Origin of the sequence: Microbacterium azadirachtae (genome assembly GCF_000956545.1) — a bacterium.
Taxonomy (GTDB): Bacteria; Actinomycetota; Actinomycetes; order Actinomycetales; family Microbacteriaceae; genus Microbacterium; species Microbacterium azadirachtae.
The window spans coordinates 1-14,961 of the sequence record NZ_JYIT01000053.1 but is presented as its reverse complement, the minus strand read 5'-3'; the positions used below and the strand labels follow the sequence as shown (position 1 = coordinate 14,961).

At 71.2% G+C, this 14,961-nt stretch carries 12 protein-coding genes; 5 read left to right on the top strand and 7 right to left on the bottom strand.

Annotated elements, in window-relative coordinates; translation table 11 throughout:
- Positions 1-191 precede the first annotated feature (191 nt).
- Complete coding sequence (locus RL72_RS02460) at positions 192-2,651, bottom strand: polysaccharide lyase 8 family protein (RefSeq protein WP_045249224.1); 2,460 nt, start codon at positions 2,649-2,651, stop codon at positions 192-194.
- A 227-nt stretch (positions 2,652-2,878) separates the two neighbouring features.
- Between RL72_RS02460 and RL72_RS02455 the strand changes: the two genes are divergently transcribed.
- Complete coding sequence (locus RL72_RS02455) at positions 2,879-3,469, top strand: hypothetical protein (protein WP_045249223.1); 591 nt, start codon at positions 2,879-2,881, stop codon at positions 3,467-3,469.
- Between the two features lie 36 nt (positions 3,470-3,505).
- Here RL72_RS02455 and RL72_RS02450 read toward each other — a convergent pair whose 3' ends face one another.
- On the bottom strand, positions 3,506-3,916 hold the full coding sequence (locus tag RL72_RS02450; RefSeq protein WP_045249222.1) for an MmcQ/YjbR family DNA-binding protein: 411 nt from the start codon (positions 3,914-3,916) through the stop codon (positions 3,506-3,508).
- 135 nt (positions 3,917-4,051) lie between these two features.
- On the bottom strand, positions 4,052-4,618 hold the full coding sequence (locus RL72_RS02445) for a dihydrofolate reductase family protein (protein WP_045249221.1): 567 nt from the start codon (positions 4,616-4,618) through the stop codon (positions 4,052-4,054).
- A gap of 86 nt (positions 4,619-4,704) precedes the next feature.
- On the opposite strand from RL72_RS02445, the gene RL72_RS02440 reads away from it, so the two are divergent.
- Positions 4,705-5,277 (top strand): TetR/AcrR family transcriptional regulator, encoded by a 573-nt coding sequence (locus RL72_RS02440; protein ID WP_045249220.1) that lies wholly within the window; start codon positions 4,705-4,707, stop codon positions 5,275-5,277.
- A gap of 78 nt (positions 5,278-5,355) precedes the next feature.
- Here the strand turns inward: RL72_RS02440 and RL72_RS02435 are convergent, their stop codons facing one another.
- Genes RL72_RS02435 through RL72_RS02425 form a run of 3 tightly spaced genes read right to left on the bottom strand, consistent with a single transcriptional unit; the run spans position 5,356 to position 11,104 of the window.
- The gene (locus tag RL72_RS02435) at positions 5,356-6,987 is read right to left on the bottom strand and encodes a fucose isomerase (protein WP_045249219.1); all 1,632 of its coding nucleotides are present in this window, start codon (positions 6,985-6,987) and stop codon (positions 5,356-5,358) included.
- The gene (locus RL72_RS02430; protein ID WP_045249218.1) at positions 6,984-9,599 is read right to left on the bottom strand and encodes a GH116 family glycosyl-hydrolase; all 2,616 of its coding nucleotides are present in this window, start codon (positions 9,597-9,599) and stop codon (positions 6,984-6,986) included. Before RL72_RS02430 ends, RL72_RS02435 begins: the two co-directional genes overlap by 4 nt.
- Positions 9,596-11,104 carry an FGGY-family carbohydrate kinase gene (locus tag RL72_RS02425; protein ID WP_045249217.1) on the bottom strand — a complete coding sequence of 503 codons (1,509 nt, stop codon included), beginning with the start codon at positions 11,102-11,104 and terminating at the stop codon, positions 9,596-9,598. The genes RL72_RS02430 and RL72_RS02425 overlap by 4 nt, the downstream gene beginning before the upstream one ends.
- Before the next feature lie 183 nt (positions 11,105-11,287).
- Here RL72_RS02425 and RL72_RS02420 point away from each other — a divergent pair, with 183 nt between their 5' ends.
- Positions 11,288-11,584 carry a hypothetical protein gene (locus RL72_RS02420; protein WP_045249216.1) on the top strand — a complete coding sequence of 99 codons (297 nt, stop codon included), beginning with the start codon at positions 11,288-11,290 and terminating at the stop codon, positions 11,582-11,584.
- A 7-nt stretch (positions 11,585-11,591) separates the two neighbouring features.
- Here RL72_RS02420 and RL72_RS02415 read toward each other — a convergent pair whose 3' ends face one another.
- Positions 11,592-12,572, bottom strand: coding sequence for a LacI family DNA-binding transcriptional regulator (locus tag RL72_RS02415; protein ID WP_045249215.1), 981 nt, complete (start codon positions 12,570-12,572; stop codon positions 11,592-11,594).
- A gap of 144 nt (positions 12,573-12,716) precedes the next feature.
- On the opposite strand from RL72_RS02415, the gene RL72_RS02410 reads away from it, so the two are divergent.
- Entirely contained in the window at positions 12,717-13,844 is a 1,128-nt protein-coding gene (locus RL72_RS02410; RefSeq protein ID WP_045249214.1) for a glycoside hydrolase family 172 protein, read from the top strand.
- Positions 13,845-13,890: 46 nt separating this feature from the next.
- A partial coding sequence (locus RL72_RS02405) for a glycoside hydrolase family 183 protein (protein ID WP_156156671.1) occupies positions 13,891-14,961 on the top strand: 1,071 nt, incomplete at its 3' end.

Sequence of the window (14,961 nt, the reverse complement as noted above, 5' to 3'; positions counted from 1 at the left end):
CCGGTTGCTGAGCTTGTCGAAGCACATCGGCCGCTCGAACCCCGCGGAGATGGCCTGGATCGGGCGCTGGCCACTCTACCCGAGCGCGCTGAGGATGCCGCGGAGGCGGATCCGGCGGCGGCGCGGCGAGGCCGCGGGCGACGGGGAACGGTGCGGGGGCGGCGCGCCGGGCACCGCCCCCGCGACCCGGCTCAGGATCCGAGCACGATCCGCTTCGCGTGCCCGTGGCCGTCGAGGTCGAACTCGAGCGCGAGGGGGGCCGTCCCGACCACCCGCACCCCGTCGTCGCCCTCGATCACGGTCGACTCGGCGACCCCGGCGAGCACGACGCGCGCCGTCTTCTGGGTGCGACTCGGATCGGAGAGTGCCACGGTCGTGCGGCCGCCGTCGGTGCGCACCGCGAGCGAGCACGGCCCGCTCACGGTCACGCCGGAGGCCGGTGCGCCGCCGGAGGGCGTCGCCTGGAAGAAGTTGGCGAGCGTCAGGCCCTGCCCCGCCACCCGGATCGCCTGCGCCTGAGCGTTGTTGGCGACGACCTCGACGGTCGGCGCGTCCGACTCGGTGAACGTCACCGAGTGCGCGACGTTCGGCAGCACGATGTACGCGTAGCCACCGGCGGTCGGATCCGTGCCGTGGTGGTGGGTGATCGTCACGTAGTCGCGGTTCTTGACCTCCGTCGTGCCGCCGGTGTCGGATCCTGAGTTGATGCTCTGCCAGTCGCCCGAGCGCGGGACGACCTGCACGTCGATCGTCCCGGCCACGTTCTCCCCCTTGAGGAAGACGTAGCCGCCGTGACCCATGATGTGCACGTTGCGCTTCACGGCGATCGCGCCGTCCGCGGCGGTGAGCACACGGTTGCGGTTGTCGGTGCGCACGTTCGGCACCCCGCCGGGCGCGAAGGAGCGGTTGTCGATCGTGGTGAACACGTCGTAGCCGGAGGCCGAGGCGATCGCGGCCCCGAGGCAGACGACTTTGTCGTCGAGGAAGAACCACGACTTGCGGCCGCTGAGCGACTTGTCGAAGTTGAGGTGGTCCATGCCCTGGATCCCCCAGCGGCCGTCGAGGGCGAGTCCGCCGCCGAACGCCTGGAACGCCCGGGGGATGCCGGTGCCGTCGGCGGCGCCGTTCGTGCGGGGCGCCGCCGTCACCGTCGTGCCCGGCAAGCGGTACGGGTCGACGGTCGGCCAGAAGTCGGCGCTGTACTGCGCGGGATCCGCGGAGCTGTAGAAGAAGGTGAGTCCGTCGCCCTGGTACCAGCCCAGGTTGTTCTCGCGATTGCCCCACTCGTAGCGGCCGATCCGCTTCGACGAGAGGTTGACGACGGCGCTGAAGCCCGGCCGGTGGTGCACCAGGCGGTCCTGATCGCCGAAGGCCTTCGTCGACACGGGCGCGTCGGCGGGGGTCACGCTGTCGTCGCCGAGGATCGAGGTGACCAGGAGCGACTTCGCCACGGTCTGCGTAGGCAGGCCGTACAGCTTCTCGTCGGTGCAGCGCAGCAGCCAGCCCTTCACGAGCGAGAGGTAGCGGCTCCGGTAGGGCTCGCCCGCGCCCTGCGCGAGCAGCAGGATCGCGGTGATCGCCGCCGCGCCGTCGACGTAGTCGGGCTCGGCCTGGCGCGACACGGCGCGGCCTCGCACGGCCTCCATCATCCGGCCGTTCCAGATGAAGGGGGCGTACGAGGCCTCGACGGCGTCGAGGATCACCGACTTCTTCGGATCCGTCACGTCCCAGTCGCTGCCGCCGAGCAGGCCGAGGATCTCGGCGATGCCGCCGAGGGTGACCACGCCGTAGGTGCCGACGTAGGGCAGGGCGGTGTGCTGCACGAAGGATCCGTCGGCGTAGAAGCCGTCGCCGCTCGTGACGTATCCGAACACGCTGTTCTTCCCCGACCGCACGGTGTCGCTGAGGGCGTCGCGAGCGAGGGCGATCTCGTCCGGACGCGCGTCGAGGATCCCCCGCAGCGCACAGGACAGCGCCTTGTCGGTGCGGTTCGCGCCGGTCTCCGCCAGGCTCGTCCCGCGGCCCCGCCAGTTCGGGTCGGGGGTGAAGTACCGGACGGCGGCGAGGAGAGCCGTGCGCACGTCGGCGGGGACCGCGTCGTGCAGCAGGACGCAGATGTCGGCGGCCTTGCGCGGCACGCCGATCTCCCAGAACCACCAGTTGCCGACCGGCGAGGCGCCGGCCTTGTAGACGTTCGCGCTGAGCCAGGCGAGCGCCGCCACGAGATCGCCCGCGAGCGCGGCATCGCCGTGCTGGTCGCATCCCGCTGTCGAGTACGCGAGCGCCAGGTCGAAGAGGCGATTGAAGGTCACGCCCATGTTGCCGGACAGCACGGTGCCGCTCACCCCGGCGAGCGGCAGGTCGCTCCAGATGCCCGGCGACGCCGCTGGGCGCACCATCGCGGTCCACGATGCGGAGGCGTTCGCGCTCATGGTGCTCAGCACGCCGGCGAGCTCGGGCACAGACGCCGCGCTGCCGTCCCCCGCGAGCATGATCCGGCGACGCTCGATGAGGCTCGCGAGCGGATCGTCGGTCGCCGCGAAGGCGACTCCGGGTGTGCGTGCGCTCGCGGACTGGCCTGCGAGCGTGACGAGTGCGCCTGCTCCGAGCAGTCCGAGCACGGTGCGGCGGTTCATCTCAAGGGGGGACATCGTCGGCCTCCGGGTCGATCGGGGAAGGATTCGCGCCCTACGGTATACGCTTTCCCATCCGAATAGTAGAGCCGATGAACATATTTCACGGCGGCCGTTCTCGGAGGGGATCCGACCCCCGACGGCGATCTCGCCAGGCTCGCGACCCCTCCGGGCGCACCCGTCCTGAGAACGGTTGCCGCGGGGACGCACGGCTCGCGCTCACCTGCGACCCGTACGCTCTGAGCATGCGCCTTGCCGCCGACGCCGACCCCGAACGCTGGATCCCCGTGACCGGATCCCTGGGCTTCCGCGGCCGGCGACACCGCAAGGCCGCGATCGGGATGCTGCTGGGGCAGTTCAGCGGAGCGGTCGGCGCGACGCCGCGCCCCGGGTCGGGGTTCGGCGCGTGGGCGCTCAGCCAGGCCGCGCCGTTCCTCATGCGCAAGGCCGACGGACGCGTGCTGGTGTGGACCTGGAAGGCGGAGCCGGAGCTGATCGTGGCGATGGCGAGCGCGCAGGAGCTCACGCCCCAGCTGCGCACGGCGCGGGCCATGATGCCGATGGAGTACGACGACACGGAGGAGTTCCGCAACCCGTACCTCGGCGCGGGCGAGAAGCTCGTGGTGCCGCTGCCCGCCGAGCAGGGCGCGCCGCCGTTCGCGACCTACACCTGGGACACCGGCACGCACCTCATCACCCTGCAGGCGGTGTGCGCCGACCGGGAGCGCTTCGGCACGGTGATCGCCGCCGTGGACGAGATCGCCCGCACGCTCCGCACCGTCGACGACCTGTCGGTCGGCGAGTCCGGCCCGATCCTGCGCCTGCCTCCCGCCTGACCGGCGCAGCGGCAGGACCGCCGTGCTACTGCGCCCTCAGTCGAGCCCGCGCTCGTCCAGCCACCGCCGGGCGACCGCCTTGGGGGCGCGGAGCAGCCAGGCATCGGCGATGATCTCGCCGAGATGGTCGGGCGTGATCGCGTCGAGCCGCAGCAGCACGGCGGGATAGCCGTCGAAGTGCGGGATGGTGAAGAACACATCCGGATCCGCCGCGATCAGCTCCCCGGCGAGGGCGGCGGTCTCGGTGCGCACCGCCAGCACCGGCCCCTCCGGCCAGGTGCGGTCGAGGGCGGCGAGCTGGGCCAGATCCGTCTTCCGCGGGCCGCGCAGCCAGGCGATCTGTCCCCCGTTGCAGCGCCAGGCCGGCGCGCCGGTGTGCCCGCCGGTGCGCTCCTCGACGCCGGGCAGGGCGAGGGCCAGAGCACGGACGTCGTCGATCGTCGCCATGGATCCGATCCTCGCCCCTCCCGGGATCCGGTTCAAGGGCGGACGGATGCAGGACGCTGCGACGGATGCAGGACGGATCCGTCGTTGGCGTCCTGCATCCGTCGCGCGGTCCTGCAGGCGCACCGCTCTGCGCGTTCAGGAGCGCGCGTACTCCAGGAGGGTGACCCCCGAGGCGAAGGCCGTGGCGGCCGTGCGCGTGAACGCCGACGGCGCATACCCGCCGCGGCCGAACACCGGGATCCCGTCGCCGAACAGCACGGGGTTGACCTTGAGCACCAGGCGGTCGATCTCACTCGCGAGCGATGCGGCGAGCGCGCCGCCGCCGCACAGCCAGATCCCCGCCCCGTCCTGCGCCTTGAGCTCGCGCACGACACCGACGGGATCGGCGTCCGTGAAGTCGACGCCGTCGACCGGATCCGGATCCCGCCGGGTGAAGACCACCTGGCGCAGGTGCGCGTACGGGGAGGGCATGTCGGGGAGGCCCACCGCGTAGGTGTTCCACCCCATCAGCACGGTGTCGAACGTCGAGCGCTCCTGGGCGATGCCCAGCGCCTGGGCGAAGGACGTCGGGATCGCGTCGGCGAACCGGCCGGTGAGGGCGGCCATGTGGTCGCCCTCGAGCAGGAAGGCGTCGAACTGCCCCTCGGGGCCTGCGATGAAGCCGTCCAGGCTGACGGCGACGTAATAGGTGAGCTCTCGCATAGGTCCTCCGATCCTGGGGCACCATTCACAACAGATGCAGTGATTGGAGACTACAACAGATGTTGTGGTTGCGCTACTCTGAGGTCATGGCCAAGAACGAAGCCCGCCGCGCCGCGCTGGCTGATGCCGGCATCGCGGTGCTGGCGCGTGAGGGATCGCGCGGGCTCACGCACCGCGCGATCGACGACGAGGCGCACGTGCCCACCGGCACCGCCTCGAACTACTTCCGCAGCAGGCGGGCGCTCATCGCCGGCCTGTTCGAGCGGATCGGCGAGCGCCTCGCCCCGACTCCGGAGGATCTCGCCCGGCGGGCCTCCCAGACCCCGAGTCCCGCGCTGTTCGCCGACTACCTGCGCGACATCGTGCGTCGCCTCGTCGCCGAGCGCGAGGTGACGCTCGCGCTGTTCGAACTGCGGCTCGAGGCGGCGCGGCGGCCCGAGCTCGCCGCGGCGCTCCAGGAGTGGCAGCGTGCGGGCTTCGAGGGCGACGTCGCGTTCAACGAGGCCGCGGGCCTCCCCGGCGGCCGCGCGGAGATCGCGCTGTTCCACTACGCGATCGAGGGCCTCGTGTTCGACCGACTCACGTCGTCGATCGACCCGGCGACGCCGACCGACGACGTCGTGGACGCGCTCGTGGCAGGGCTGCTCCCGCGCGCGTGAGCCACGGCGGCTCCCCGCTCGCCACCGTCGTTCACTGCGGTTCACCGCGGTTCGCCTGGGCTCACCCGCGGGGCGGCGTCAGACGTTCACCTCGCCGACGAGGTTGACGCGGATCCCCATGCCGTCCAGCATCGCGGCCTTCGCGACGAGGGCCTTGTCGGCGGTCTCGGCGTCCGGCGCGTAGACGAGCTGCGCGTGGTTGGCCTTGTGCCGGGCCATGAACTGGTCCCGGCTCTGGCCGTGCAGCACGACGTGCGCGATCGGCCACTCCGGGTTCGTGGCGTCCTTGCGACGCTGGGTCTCCTCCGCGGGAAGCTCCACGACCGTTGCGCGGAACACGTCGGCCTGCAGCACCCCGTCGGCGATGAAGATGCGCGAGAGCACGACCTCGCCGGGCCGGGACACCCCGTTGATCGTGGCGCCGCCGGCCGGGAAGAACACGTGCCCCTGCCGCCAGCCCTCCGCGTTCTGCCAGCCGCCCAGGTGCGAGGCGGGGACGGATCCGGAGATCTCGTAGACCCAGACGAACTCGCCGTCGTAGTCCTCGCCCCAGCGCACGTCGTGCAGGGTGTTGTCGGGCACCAGCCCCATCGCCCGCCACACCCGGTCCGTGACCAGGGCATCGACGGCGACGCCCTCGTCGGCCTCGTTGAAGTGCGGGAACGCGCGACCCTCGTGGAGGATCCGCGATCCGTCCCGCGAGGTCACCGGCGGACGCTCGGTCGAGTTCAGGATCCCCTCGGCCAGATCCGACGCGGGGACCAGATCCTTCAGGCCCTGCTGGTACTGGATCCCGACGGCGTCGAGCCCGAAGTCGTCGGCGATGCGGAGGGCCGCGATGTACATCTTCAGCTGCCACTGCACCTGCTCACGGGTGAGCTCGGTCGCCGCATCCTCGCCGAAGCGGAAGGTCATGCCGTGCGCGACGAGCCAGTCGAAGGCGGCGTCGGCCTCGGCGTCGGTCACCGTCAGCATCTCGGCGTACAGCGCGGACTGCGACAGGCGCTCCTTGTAGATGCCGGTCCTGTTGAGCAGCTCGTCGTCGAAGATGGCGTTGTACATGCCCATGCAGCCTTCGTCGAACACGCCGATGATGGCCTTGTCGGCGAGCAGCTGCGCGGCAAGGGCCTCGCCGAGCTGCTTCTCCGGGCTGTCCGGGAGCTCCGGCAGGGACCGCACGTGCGAGGCGTCGTGCGTGATGCGGCCGGCCTCGGTCCACTCCTTCAGCCCCGCGCGGAACCACGGGTCGGTGAAGTCGACCGACCAGATCGTGGAATAGGGCTTGCCCATCTTGGTGAGGCCGGCGTTGAGGCCGAGCAGCCCGACGAGGCCGGGCCAGTCCGGTGCGAAGTTGGCGGTGGTGAGGATCGGGCCCTGGTGGGTGCGGAGGCCGGCCAGCACGTGGTGCGAGTACTGCCAGTTCGCGGTCGCGACGATGAGGGGCGCGTCGACGGGGATCTTCGTGAACACCTCCATGCCCATGCGCTGGCTCGAGATATAGCCGTGGCCGGTGGCCGGATCCACGCCGAACGGGCGGATGACGGTCCAGCCGAGATCCTCGAAGGCGGCGGTGATCGCCGCCTCGGTCGCAGCCTGCACCGGCCACCCCGCGACGTTCGCCGACTCGCGGAGGTCGCCGGAGGTGATCAGGTAGGCGGTCTTCGGCGCCGACGCGGGACGCTCGGTCGGGGCAGGGATGGCGTAGCTCATGGGATTCTCCGTTGCTGGATGGTGGTCACGTCGGCGGATGCCGTTCCGTCGGGCGGAAGGAAGGTGCGGGTCTCGCCGGCGGCGAGACGGACGTCCTGCGCGAGCTCCGTGCCGTGCAGGCGCAGTCCGGCGAGGTCGAGCGTCCCGCCGTCGAGGTGGAGCGTCAGCGCGGCGCCGTCGGATTCGGCGCGGCCCCAGCCGGTGCCCGTGGTGAACAGGAACCGCGCCGGGGCGCCGTCGGCGAAGGCGCCGGCCACGGGCGCGAACGACAGGGTGCGCGCGGGCGCGTCCCACTGGACGCCGCTCGCCGCGAGCAGCAGCGCCCACGACGCGAGGGAGCGGGCGTAGTGGTTGCCGCACTCGATCTCGTTCCACGGGTTGCGGTGCACCCCGTCGTAGCGGGCGCGCAGCGTGCGCTCGATGCGCAGCGCGTCATCCGCCCGCCCCGCGTACAGCAGCGACGCTGCGACCTGGTGCTCCACGCCCGTCCACACTTCGTCGGAGTAGACGAACGGGATCGCCGGGCGTCCACCGCTCGGCCAGGAGGCGAGCAGCAGCCCGCCCTCGTCGTTCAGGGCGTACACCCGCTGCGTGCTCTCGTGCGCCGAGAGGTCGTCGCGGTGGTTGTGCGCGACGATCGCGGCGAGCGCGGAGTCGAGGTGCGGCGCCGGCAGCAGCGCGCCGAGACCGTTCACCCAGGCGTGGAACTGCCCGAGCAGCTGGTCCGAGAGCACGCCCTCTCCGTACTGGTAGCGGTGCGCGTCGACATCGTCGATCACCTGTCGGTAGTACTCCCCGTTGAACAGCACGTCGTCCATCGCGCCGGCGACGTGGTCGGCTCTCGCCGTCCAGCCCCGCGCCCGGTCCGTCTCCCCCAGGTGGGCGGCCATGCGCGCTCCGGCGCGGAGGGCGGCGAGGTAGACCCCGTTGGCGAGGGGGTCGATCCCGTGGAACTCGATGTCGTAGGTGTTGTGCAGCTCGCCGTCGAGCAGGCCGTCGCCGTCGCGGTCCCACTCGCGCGTCGCGTGGTCGAGCGTGCGGACCGCGGCCGGCCAGAGCTCGCGCAGGAACCCGTCGTCGCCCGAGAAGCGCCACTCGCGGTGCAGGCGGACGAGGGTGCCGAGCTGCCCGTCGACGGCGGGACCGATGTACCACGGAGCGGATCCGAAGAGCCGGTTGCCGCGGAACCTCTGCGCCCCCTCGGCGTCGGTCTCGAGCAGGTACTCGGGGCGCCGGGCGCTGCGTTCGAGGCTCGGGAACAGCCAGGCCGCGGTCTGCGCATACGACCACACATGCGTGCAGGTGCCCTCGCAGGATCCGCCGTGGTCGAAGGAGCCCTCCCAGGCCGCGAACACCGACCCCTCCCCGAGGGCCGGGTTCGGCGACGCCACGACGAAGCAGGTCGTGGAGCGCACGGCGGCGATGTTGGCCCCCACGGCGTCCGCGAGAACCGGATCCAGAGTGCCTCCGTACAGCGCCTCGACGAACGCATCGGTCGCCGCCTCGAGCGCCGGCAGCTCGCGGTGCAGGTGGGTCGCGGCCGACCAGGCGTCCGGCCAGAGCGTCGCGTAGTGGTTGCGCACGATCGGCGACAGCGACGGATCCTCCGCCCGGTCGTCGAGGATGATGTGCCCGTGCCAGCCGCGGCGCCGGTTCGGGAACGACCAGCTCAGCACGAACTCGAAGTCGCGCGCCTCGCCGGGCGCGAGCGTGTGCACGATGCCCAGGGATCCGGTGCGCAGCCGGGGAAGCCGGGCGAGCATCTCCTCCTCGGTGAGCGGCGGGGCGTCGGGATCCGCGTCCCGCTCGGCGAAGAGGCCGCGCGGGCGGTCCTCCAGGGTCAGCCGCGGCTCGGGCGCGAGCAGTCCGTCGGCCGTCAGGTCGCTCCAGAACATGCGGGCGCCGTCGGGCCAGTAGCTCGTCACCCACTGCGGCTTGGCCGTGATCGAAGGGTCTGTCGTGGTGAGGGCGAGCGTGCCGTAGCCCGGGTCGTCCTCGGGCAGGTCGATGCCGAAGTCCAGGCCGCGCACGACGCCGTCGTCGCGCCACCGCACGGTCTGCGTGCCGCGCATGCCCCAGGGAGCGTCCGGACCGGGTTCGCCGCGCCCCGCCGTGTGCGACACGCTGCCTGCGACGGTGACCGCGACGGGCACCGTCCCGGGGTTGACCACCCGATAGCGCAGCACGGCCGCCGGGATGCCGGACGCGTCGGCATCGAGCGGCACGAGCGGGGTGAAGGCGTGCAGGGACACCTCGACCGGCAGCGCGCGGTCGGCGAAGTCGATGTCCACCACCGGGTACTCGCCGTGCATGGTCGCGGCGTTCAGGCGCGGCAGGCCGGCGAGGTCGTCGAACGAGAAGCCCGCGTCGAGGTCGCGGCGCCCCGTCATGCGCGCCTCGATCACGCGCGTGACGGGCTCCGCGCCCTCGGGGGCGGCGTGGATCGCGAAGAAGGTGCGGGGGTTGCGGCGGTCCTTGTCCGGGTGGTTCTCGAGCTCCCAGTCGCGCAGCTCGCCGCGTGCGCCGAGCGAGACGTTGCCGGTGCCGACGCCTCCGAGCAGGAACGCGGCCCGCTCGGAGGTGTGCGGGATCGGGCGGGCACGGCGCGTCATGCGGACGCCTCCTTCGCGTCGTCGGCCTTCTGCTGCGCGGCCAGCTCGTGCACGACGCCGGCGGTGCCGGCGTACAGCCGCAGATAGCGGTCGTAGAGCGCGTCGTAGAGCGGGGCGAGACACGGATCCGGGACAATCGTCGTGACGACCAGGTTCCACTCGTCGATCCTCGGGGCATGCTCCGCGACGGCACCGGCCGCGAGGAACGCGGCCCCGTAGCTCGCGCCGATCGTGATCTCCGGCACCTCCTGCACGAGCCCGGTGACGTCCGAGACGATCTGCAGCCAGAGCCGGCCCTGCGTACCTCCGCCCACCGCGACGATGCGGCGGATCTCCGCTCCCGCGTCGCGCATGGTCTGCACGTTGTGCCGCACGCCGAGCGCCGTCGCCTCGAGTGCAGCGCGGTACAGGTCGCCCCGGCCGTGCGCGAGGGTGAGGCCCGCGATCACGCCCCGTGCGTCCGGATCCTGGATCGGCGTGCGCTCCCCCGCGAAGTACGGCAGCATCACGAGCCCCCGCGCGCCCGGCCCCGAGGCCTCGGCCTCGGCGAGCAGCTGCGGGTAGTCGGAGTCCGTGAGCTCCTTCAGCCACCCCGTGAGCGCGCCGGAGGTGGACAGCCCGCCGGCGAGGTTCCGCGTGCCGGCGAACGCCCCGGCCGTGGTCCACATCGAGGGGGTGCGCAGCGTCTGCTCGCCCGTCGCCACCAGGAACATGGTCGTGCCGTACATCAGCATGAGGTCTCCGACGCCGTGCGCCCCGACGCTGACCGCCTCGGTCCACGCGTCGATGGTGCCGGCGATCACGGCCGTGCCCTCGGGGATCCCGGTGAGTGCCGCGGCCTCCGCCGTCACCGCACCCGCGACGTCGCCGGCCCACCGCAGTGCGGGCTGCGCGAGGGGGGCCGCGTAGCGCTCCCACCACGCGTCGTGCCAGCGCTCGCGCTCGATGTCGTAGAGCGGTGAGACCTGGCTCGCCGACTGGTGGTCCAGCACGTAGGCGCCCGTGAGGCGGTGTGCGAGCCACGAGGCCGGCATGAACAGCCGGCGCGCCCGCCCCCATGCCTCCGGCTCCTCGTCACGGATCCAGAGGATCTTCGGTCCGCCCGCCTGCGAGGTGAGCACGGATCCGCCCACGCGTGTGATCTCGTCGACGCCGAGATCCTCCGTCATGCGCGCGATCTGGCTGCCGGCCCGGGTGTCGACGCCGTACAGGATCGCCGGGCGCACCGGCTCGCCGTCCTCGTCGGCCAGCAGGATGCACGGGCCCATGCCGCTCACGCCGACCGCCGCGACCTCGGCGTCCGGCACCGCGGCGAGCAGCTCCCGGGCGAGCGAGACGAACTCGTCCCACCAGACCCGGCCGTCCATCTCGACCCAGCCGGTGCGCGGGCGGCTCACCTCGTGCGTCCGCGTCGCCTGGGCGAGGATCACGCCCTCGGCGTCGACGAGGACGCCCTTGCTGCTGGAGGTGCCGATGTCGACACCGATCGTGCACCGCACGCGCATCCTCCTCGATCGCTCGTCCTGGCCGGACGGCGATCACACTACGCGAAATCGATTTCAAGCGCAATCGCCTCGCGATCGTCCTCCACAGCACCCGATCAGCACCATTCCTCCCCTGATTCCGTGAAACCGACTTCGAGACCTTTGGCTGATGACACGCTCGGAACGACCGAAGAGACTGGAGGCATGGACATGACCGAACCGCAGGTGTGGACCCTGATCGGGGTCTTCACGGCGATCATGCTCGGCGGCATGACGCTGATGACGACGCTTCTCACGAAGGCCATCGACGGACGGCTCGAGGGCCTCGAGGGCAGGTTCCACGGCAGGTTCGAGGCCATGGACAGCAGGTTCGACGCCATGAACAGCGCGTTCGAGGGGCTCCGCGCCGAGATGAACGCCCGCTTCGACGCGGTGGACGTGAAGGTCTCGGCGCTCGACAAGGATGTGGCGGCGCTGGCCGACCGCCTGTGGCACTCCTGAGCGGGGGTCAGCGCGAGACGGTCGCCGCCTGGATCTCGTTGCGCAGCACGACGGTGCGGGCGGGCTGGTCGTCGCCGCCGATCCGGTCGAGCAGCATCCGCGCCGCGGTCACGCCCATGTGGCGCGCGGGCAGGCGCACGACGGTGACCACGCTCGGCGACAGCGTCGTGAACGGCAGCGATCCGACGACCGCGACGCCCATCGCAGGCGGGGTGAGTCCCCGCTCGGTGAGCACCTGGATCGCGCCGACGCCGATGAGGTTGTTGCCGGCGACGACGGCGTCGGGCGGCTCGGGCAGCGCCAGCAGCTCCGCCATGGTCTCGCGCCCTCCGTCCACCCGGAACGTCGAGAACCGCAGCAGCTCCGGATCCACCGGCAGATCATGGGCCTTGAGAGCGGCGCGCCACCCGTCGGCGCGCTCGAGCGCCGTCTCGATGTGCTCCGGGCCGGCGATGTGGGCGATCCGGCTGTAGCCGGCCTCGATCAGCTGCTCGGTCGCGCTGCGCCCGGCGTCGCGGTTCGCCATCATCACGCCGTCGATGTCGTAGCCCGTGGTGCGGTCGACCGCCACCACGGGGCGGCCCGCCGCCATGATCTCGTCCAGGCTGGTGCGGTCGGAGGCCGCCGCGAGGATCACGCCCGACATGTGCTCGGCGATCGCGATGCGCAGATAGGTCTGCTCCTTCTCGACCTGGGCGTCGGAGTTGCAGAGCACCACCGAGTACCCCGCCTCGGAGGCGACGTCCTCGACGCCGCGGGCCATCTCGGTGAAGTAGGGGTTCTCGATGTCGGGGATCACGAGCGCGATCACCTCGGAGCTCTGCCGCCGGAGCGTCCGGGCGGTGCGGTTCGGGAAGAACTTCAGCTGCGCCGCCGCCTGGCGCACGGCCACGACCTTCTCCTCCGAGACGCCCACCCCGTTGAACACGCGCGACACGGTCGCGGGAGACACGCCGGCGAGACGCGCCACGTCGTAGATGGTCGCCATCCCGCCCTGCCTTCTGTTGTCCGTCAGGACACACTATCGTGATGAAATCGATTGCAACAGTGGCGGCGAATCGGTAGGGTGGCCGCACGCACCGTCGCGAGTCCCGCGCGGATCCACCCACCCCCCTCGAGGATGTGCCCCGTCATGACGCTTTCCGATCTCACCGCCGTCTCGGCCCTGCGACGCGTTCAGACCCGATCGATCTCGCCGGAGAACTTCGACGGCTCGGTCGGCGGCGGCGCCAGGGCGACCGAGGGGACGGGGGCCGACTGCGCCCGCGACCTGGGGCCGGGATGGAAGATCTCGCCGAGCGTCGACATCAAGGCGGGCGAGACGTTCGATCTCGCCGCGATCGACGGCCCCGGCAGGATCACGCACATCTGGATCACCACGCACACCGACAACTGGCGCACCCTCGTCCTGCGGGCGTACTGGGACGGTGCCGACGAGCCTGCCGTCGAGGTGCCCTACGGAGACTTCTTCTGCAACGGCTGGGGCGTGTTCGCGCAGGTGAACTCGCAGGTGATCGCCGCCAACCCGCACGGCGGATTCAACTCGTACTGGCCGATGCCGTTCCGGGAGGGGGCGCGGCTGACCATCGAGAACACCTCGGTCGTCGACGTGCGCGTCTACTACCAGGTCACCTACGAGATCGGCGGCGACTACTCCGCCGACGGCTACTTCCACGCGCAGTGGCGGCGCTCGAACCCGCTCGAGGAGCTCATCCCGCACACGATCCTGGAGGGCGTCGAGGGCCAGGGCCAGTACGTCGGCACCTACATCGCCTGGGGCGTGAACTCCAACGGCTGGTGGGGCGAGGGCGAGATCAAGTTCTACCTGGACGACGACACCGACCACCCCACGATCTGCGGCACCGGCACCGAGGACTACTTCGGCGGCGCGTGGAACTTCGACATCCCCGGCCAGGGATACACCGCGTTCTCCACCCCCTACCTCGGCATGCCGCAGGTGATCCGCCCCGACGGCCTCTACGTCTCGCAGCAGCGCTTCGGCATGTACCGCTGGCATCTCGCGGATCCGATCCACTTCTCCACCGGGCTGCCCAAGGTCGACATCCAGGCACTCGGGTGGCGCAGCGGCTGGCGGTATCTGCCCCTGCGGGACGACATCGCCTCCACCGCGATGTTCTACCTGGACCGGCCCACGGCCCGGCGCCCGAAGTCGCCCAGCGCCTCCGACATGGAGGTGCACCTAGGAACCGCCCCGGTGCCGGATCTGGGCTCCACTCCCCCGCGCGAACCGCGCAGCTGAACCCGTCGCGCGGCGACCGCCGGCGACGCGAAGAAAGGAGAGGGCGATGAAGCCCTTCACGAGGATCGCGGCCGGCGCCGCGGCCGCCTCCCTGACCGCGCTCGCCTTGGTGGCGACGGCCTCGCCTTCCGCCGTCGCGACGTCGGCCGCGACGCCGGCGACGGTCGTCTCGAAGGTGACCGGTCCGGATGCGCCCAGCAACACCTGGGGCCAGTGGGATGTGAAGTCCACCGACCTCGGAATCCTGTGGGACGACGGATCCGGCCACGTGCTCGCCGCCTTCGGCGACACCTTCGGCAATTCCTGGACGGGTCCGGGCGGAGGTGCGCCGCCGAACGGCAACTGGCGCAGCAACGTGCTGCTGCGCTCGAGCGACACCGACCTGTCCGATGGGATGCTGCTGGATCACGCCGTGCAGGATCCAGCGGGGATCGCGAAGCAGATCATCCCCTCGAAGAAGATCAACGGCGACGAGATCACGGTCATCCCGACGTCGGGCATCTCGGTCGGCGGACGTCAGTACCTGGGCTTCATGTCGGTACGCCAGTGGGGACCTCCCGGCGTGTGGGACACGAACCATGCCGGCATCGCCTACTCCGACGACGACGGCGAGACCTGGACCGTATCCGACACCCGCTGGGACAACCCGGACGGGCATGATCCCTTCCAGATGCAGGCGTACGTGCAGAAGGGCGGCACGATCTACGTCTTCGGCACGCAGAACGGCCGCAACGGCCCGGCCTCGGTGGCGAAGGTCCCCGCGCAGAAGCTGCTCGACAAGGCGTCGTACCGATATTGGGACGGCTCGTCCTGGAGCAAGGACGAAGCCGCGGCGAAGCCGGTGATGGATGCGCCGATGAGCGAGATGTCGGTGCAGTGGGACGACTACAGCAAGCGGTTCCTGATGATGACGCTGTCCGGCGAGGACATCGTCCTGCGCACGGCGCAGAGCCCTGAGGGACCGTGGACGCCGGCGCAGACCGTCGCGAGCTCCACCGACTACCCGGCCCTGTACGGCGGCTACTTCCATCCGTGGAACAAGAACGGCGAGATCTACTTCACGATGTCGCAGTGGAACCCGTACAACGTGTATCTGATGCACCTGCGCATCGATCGC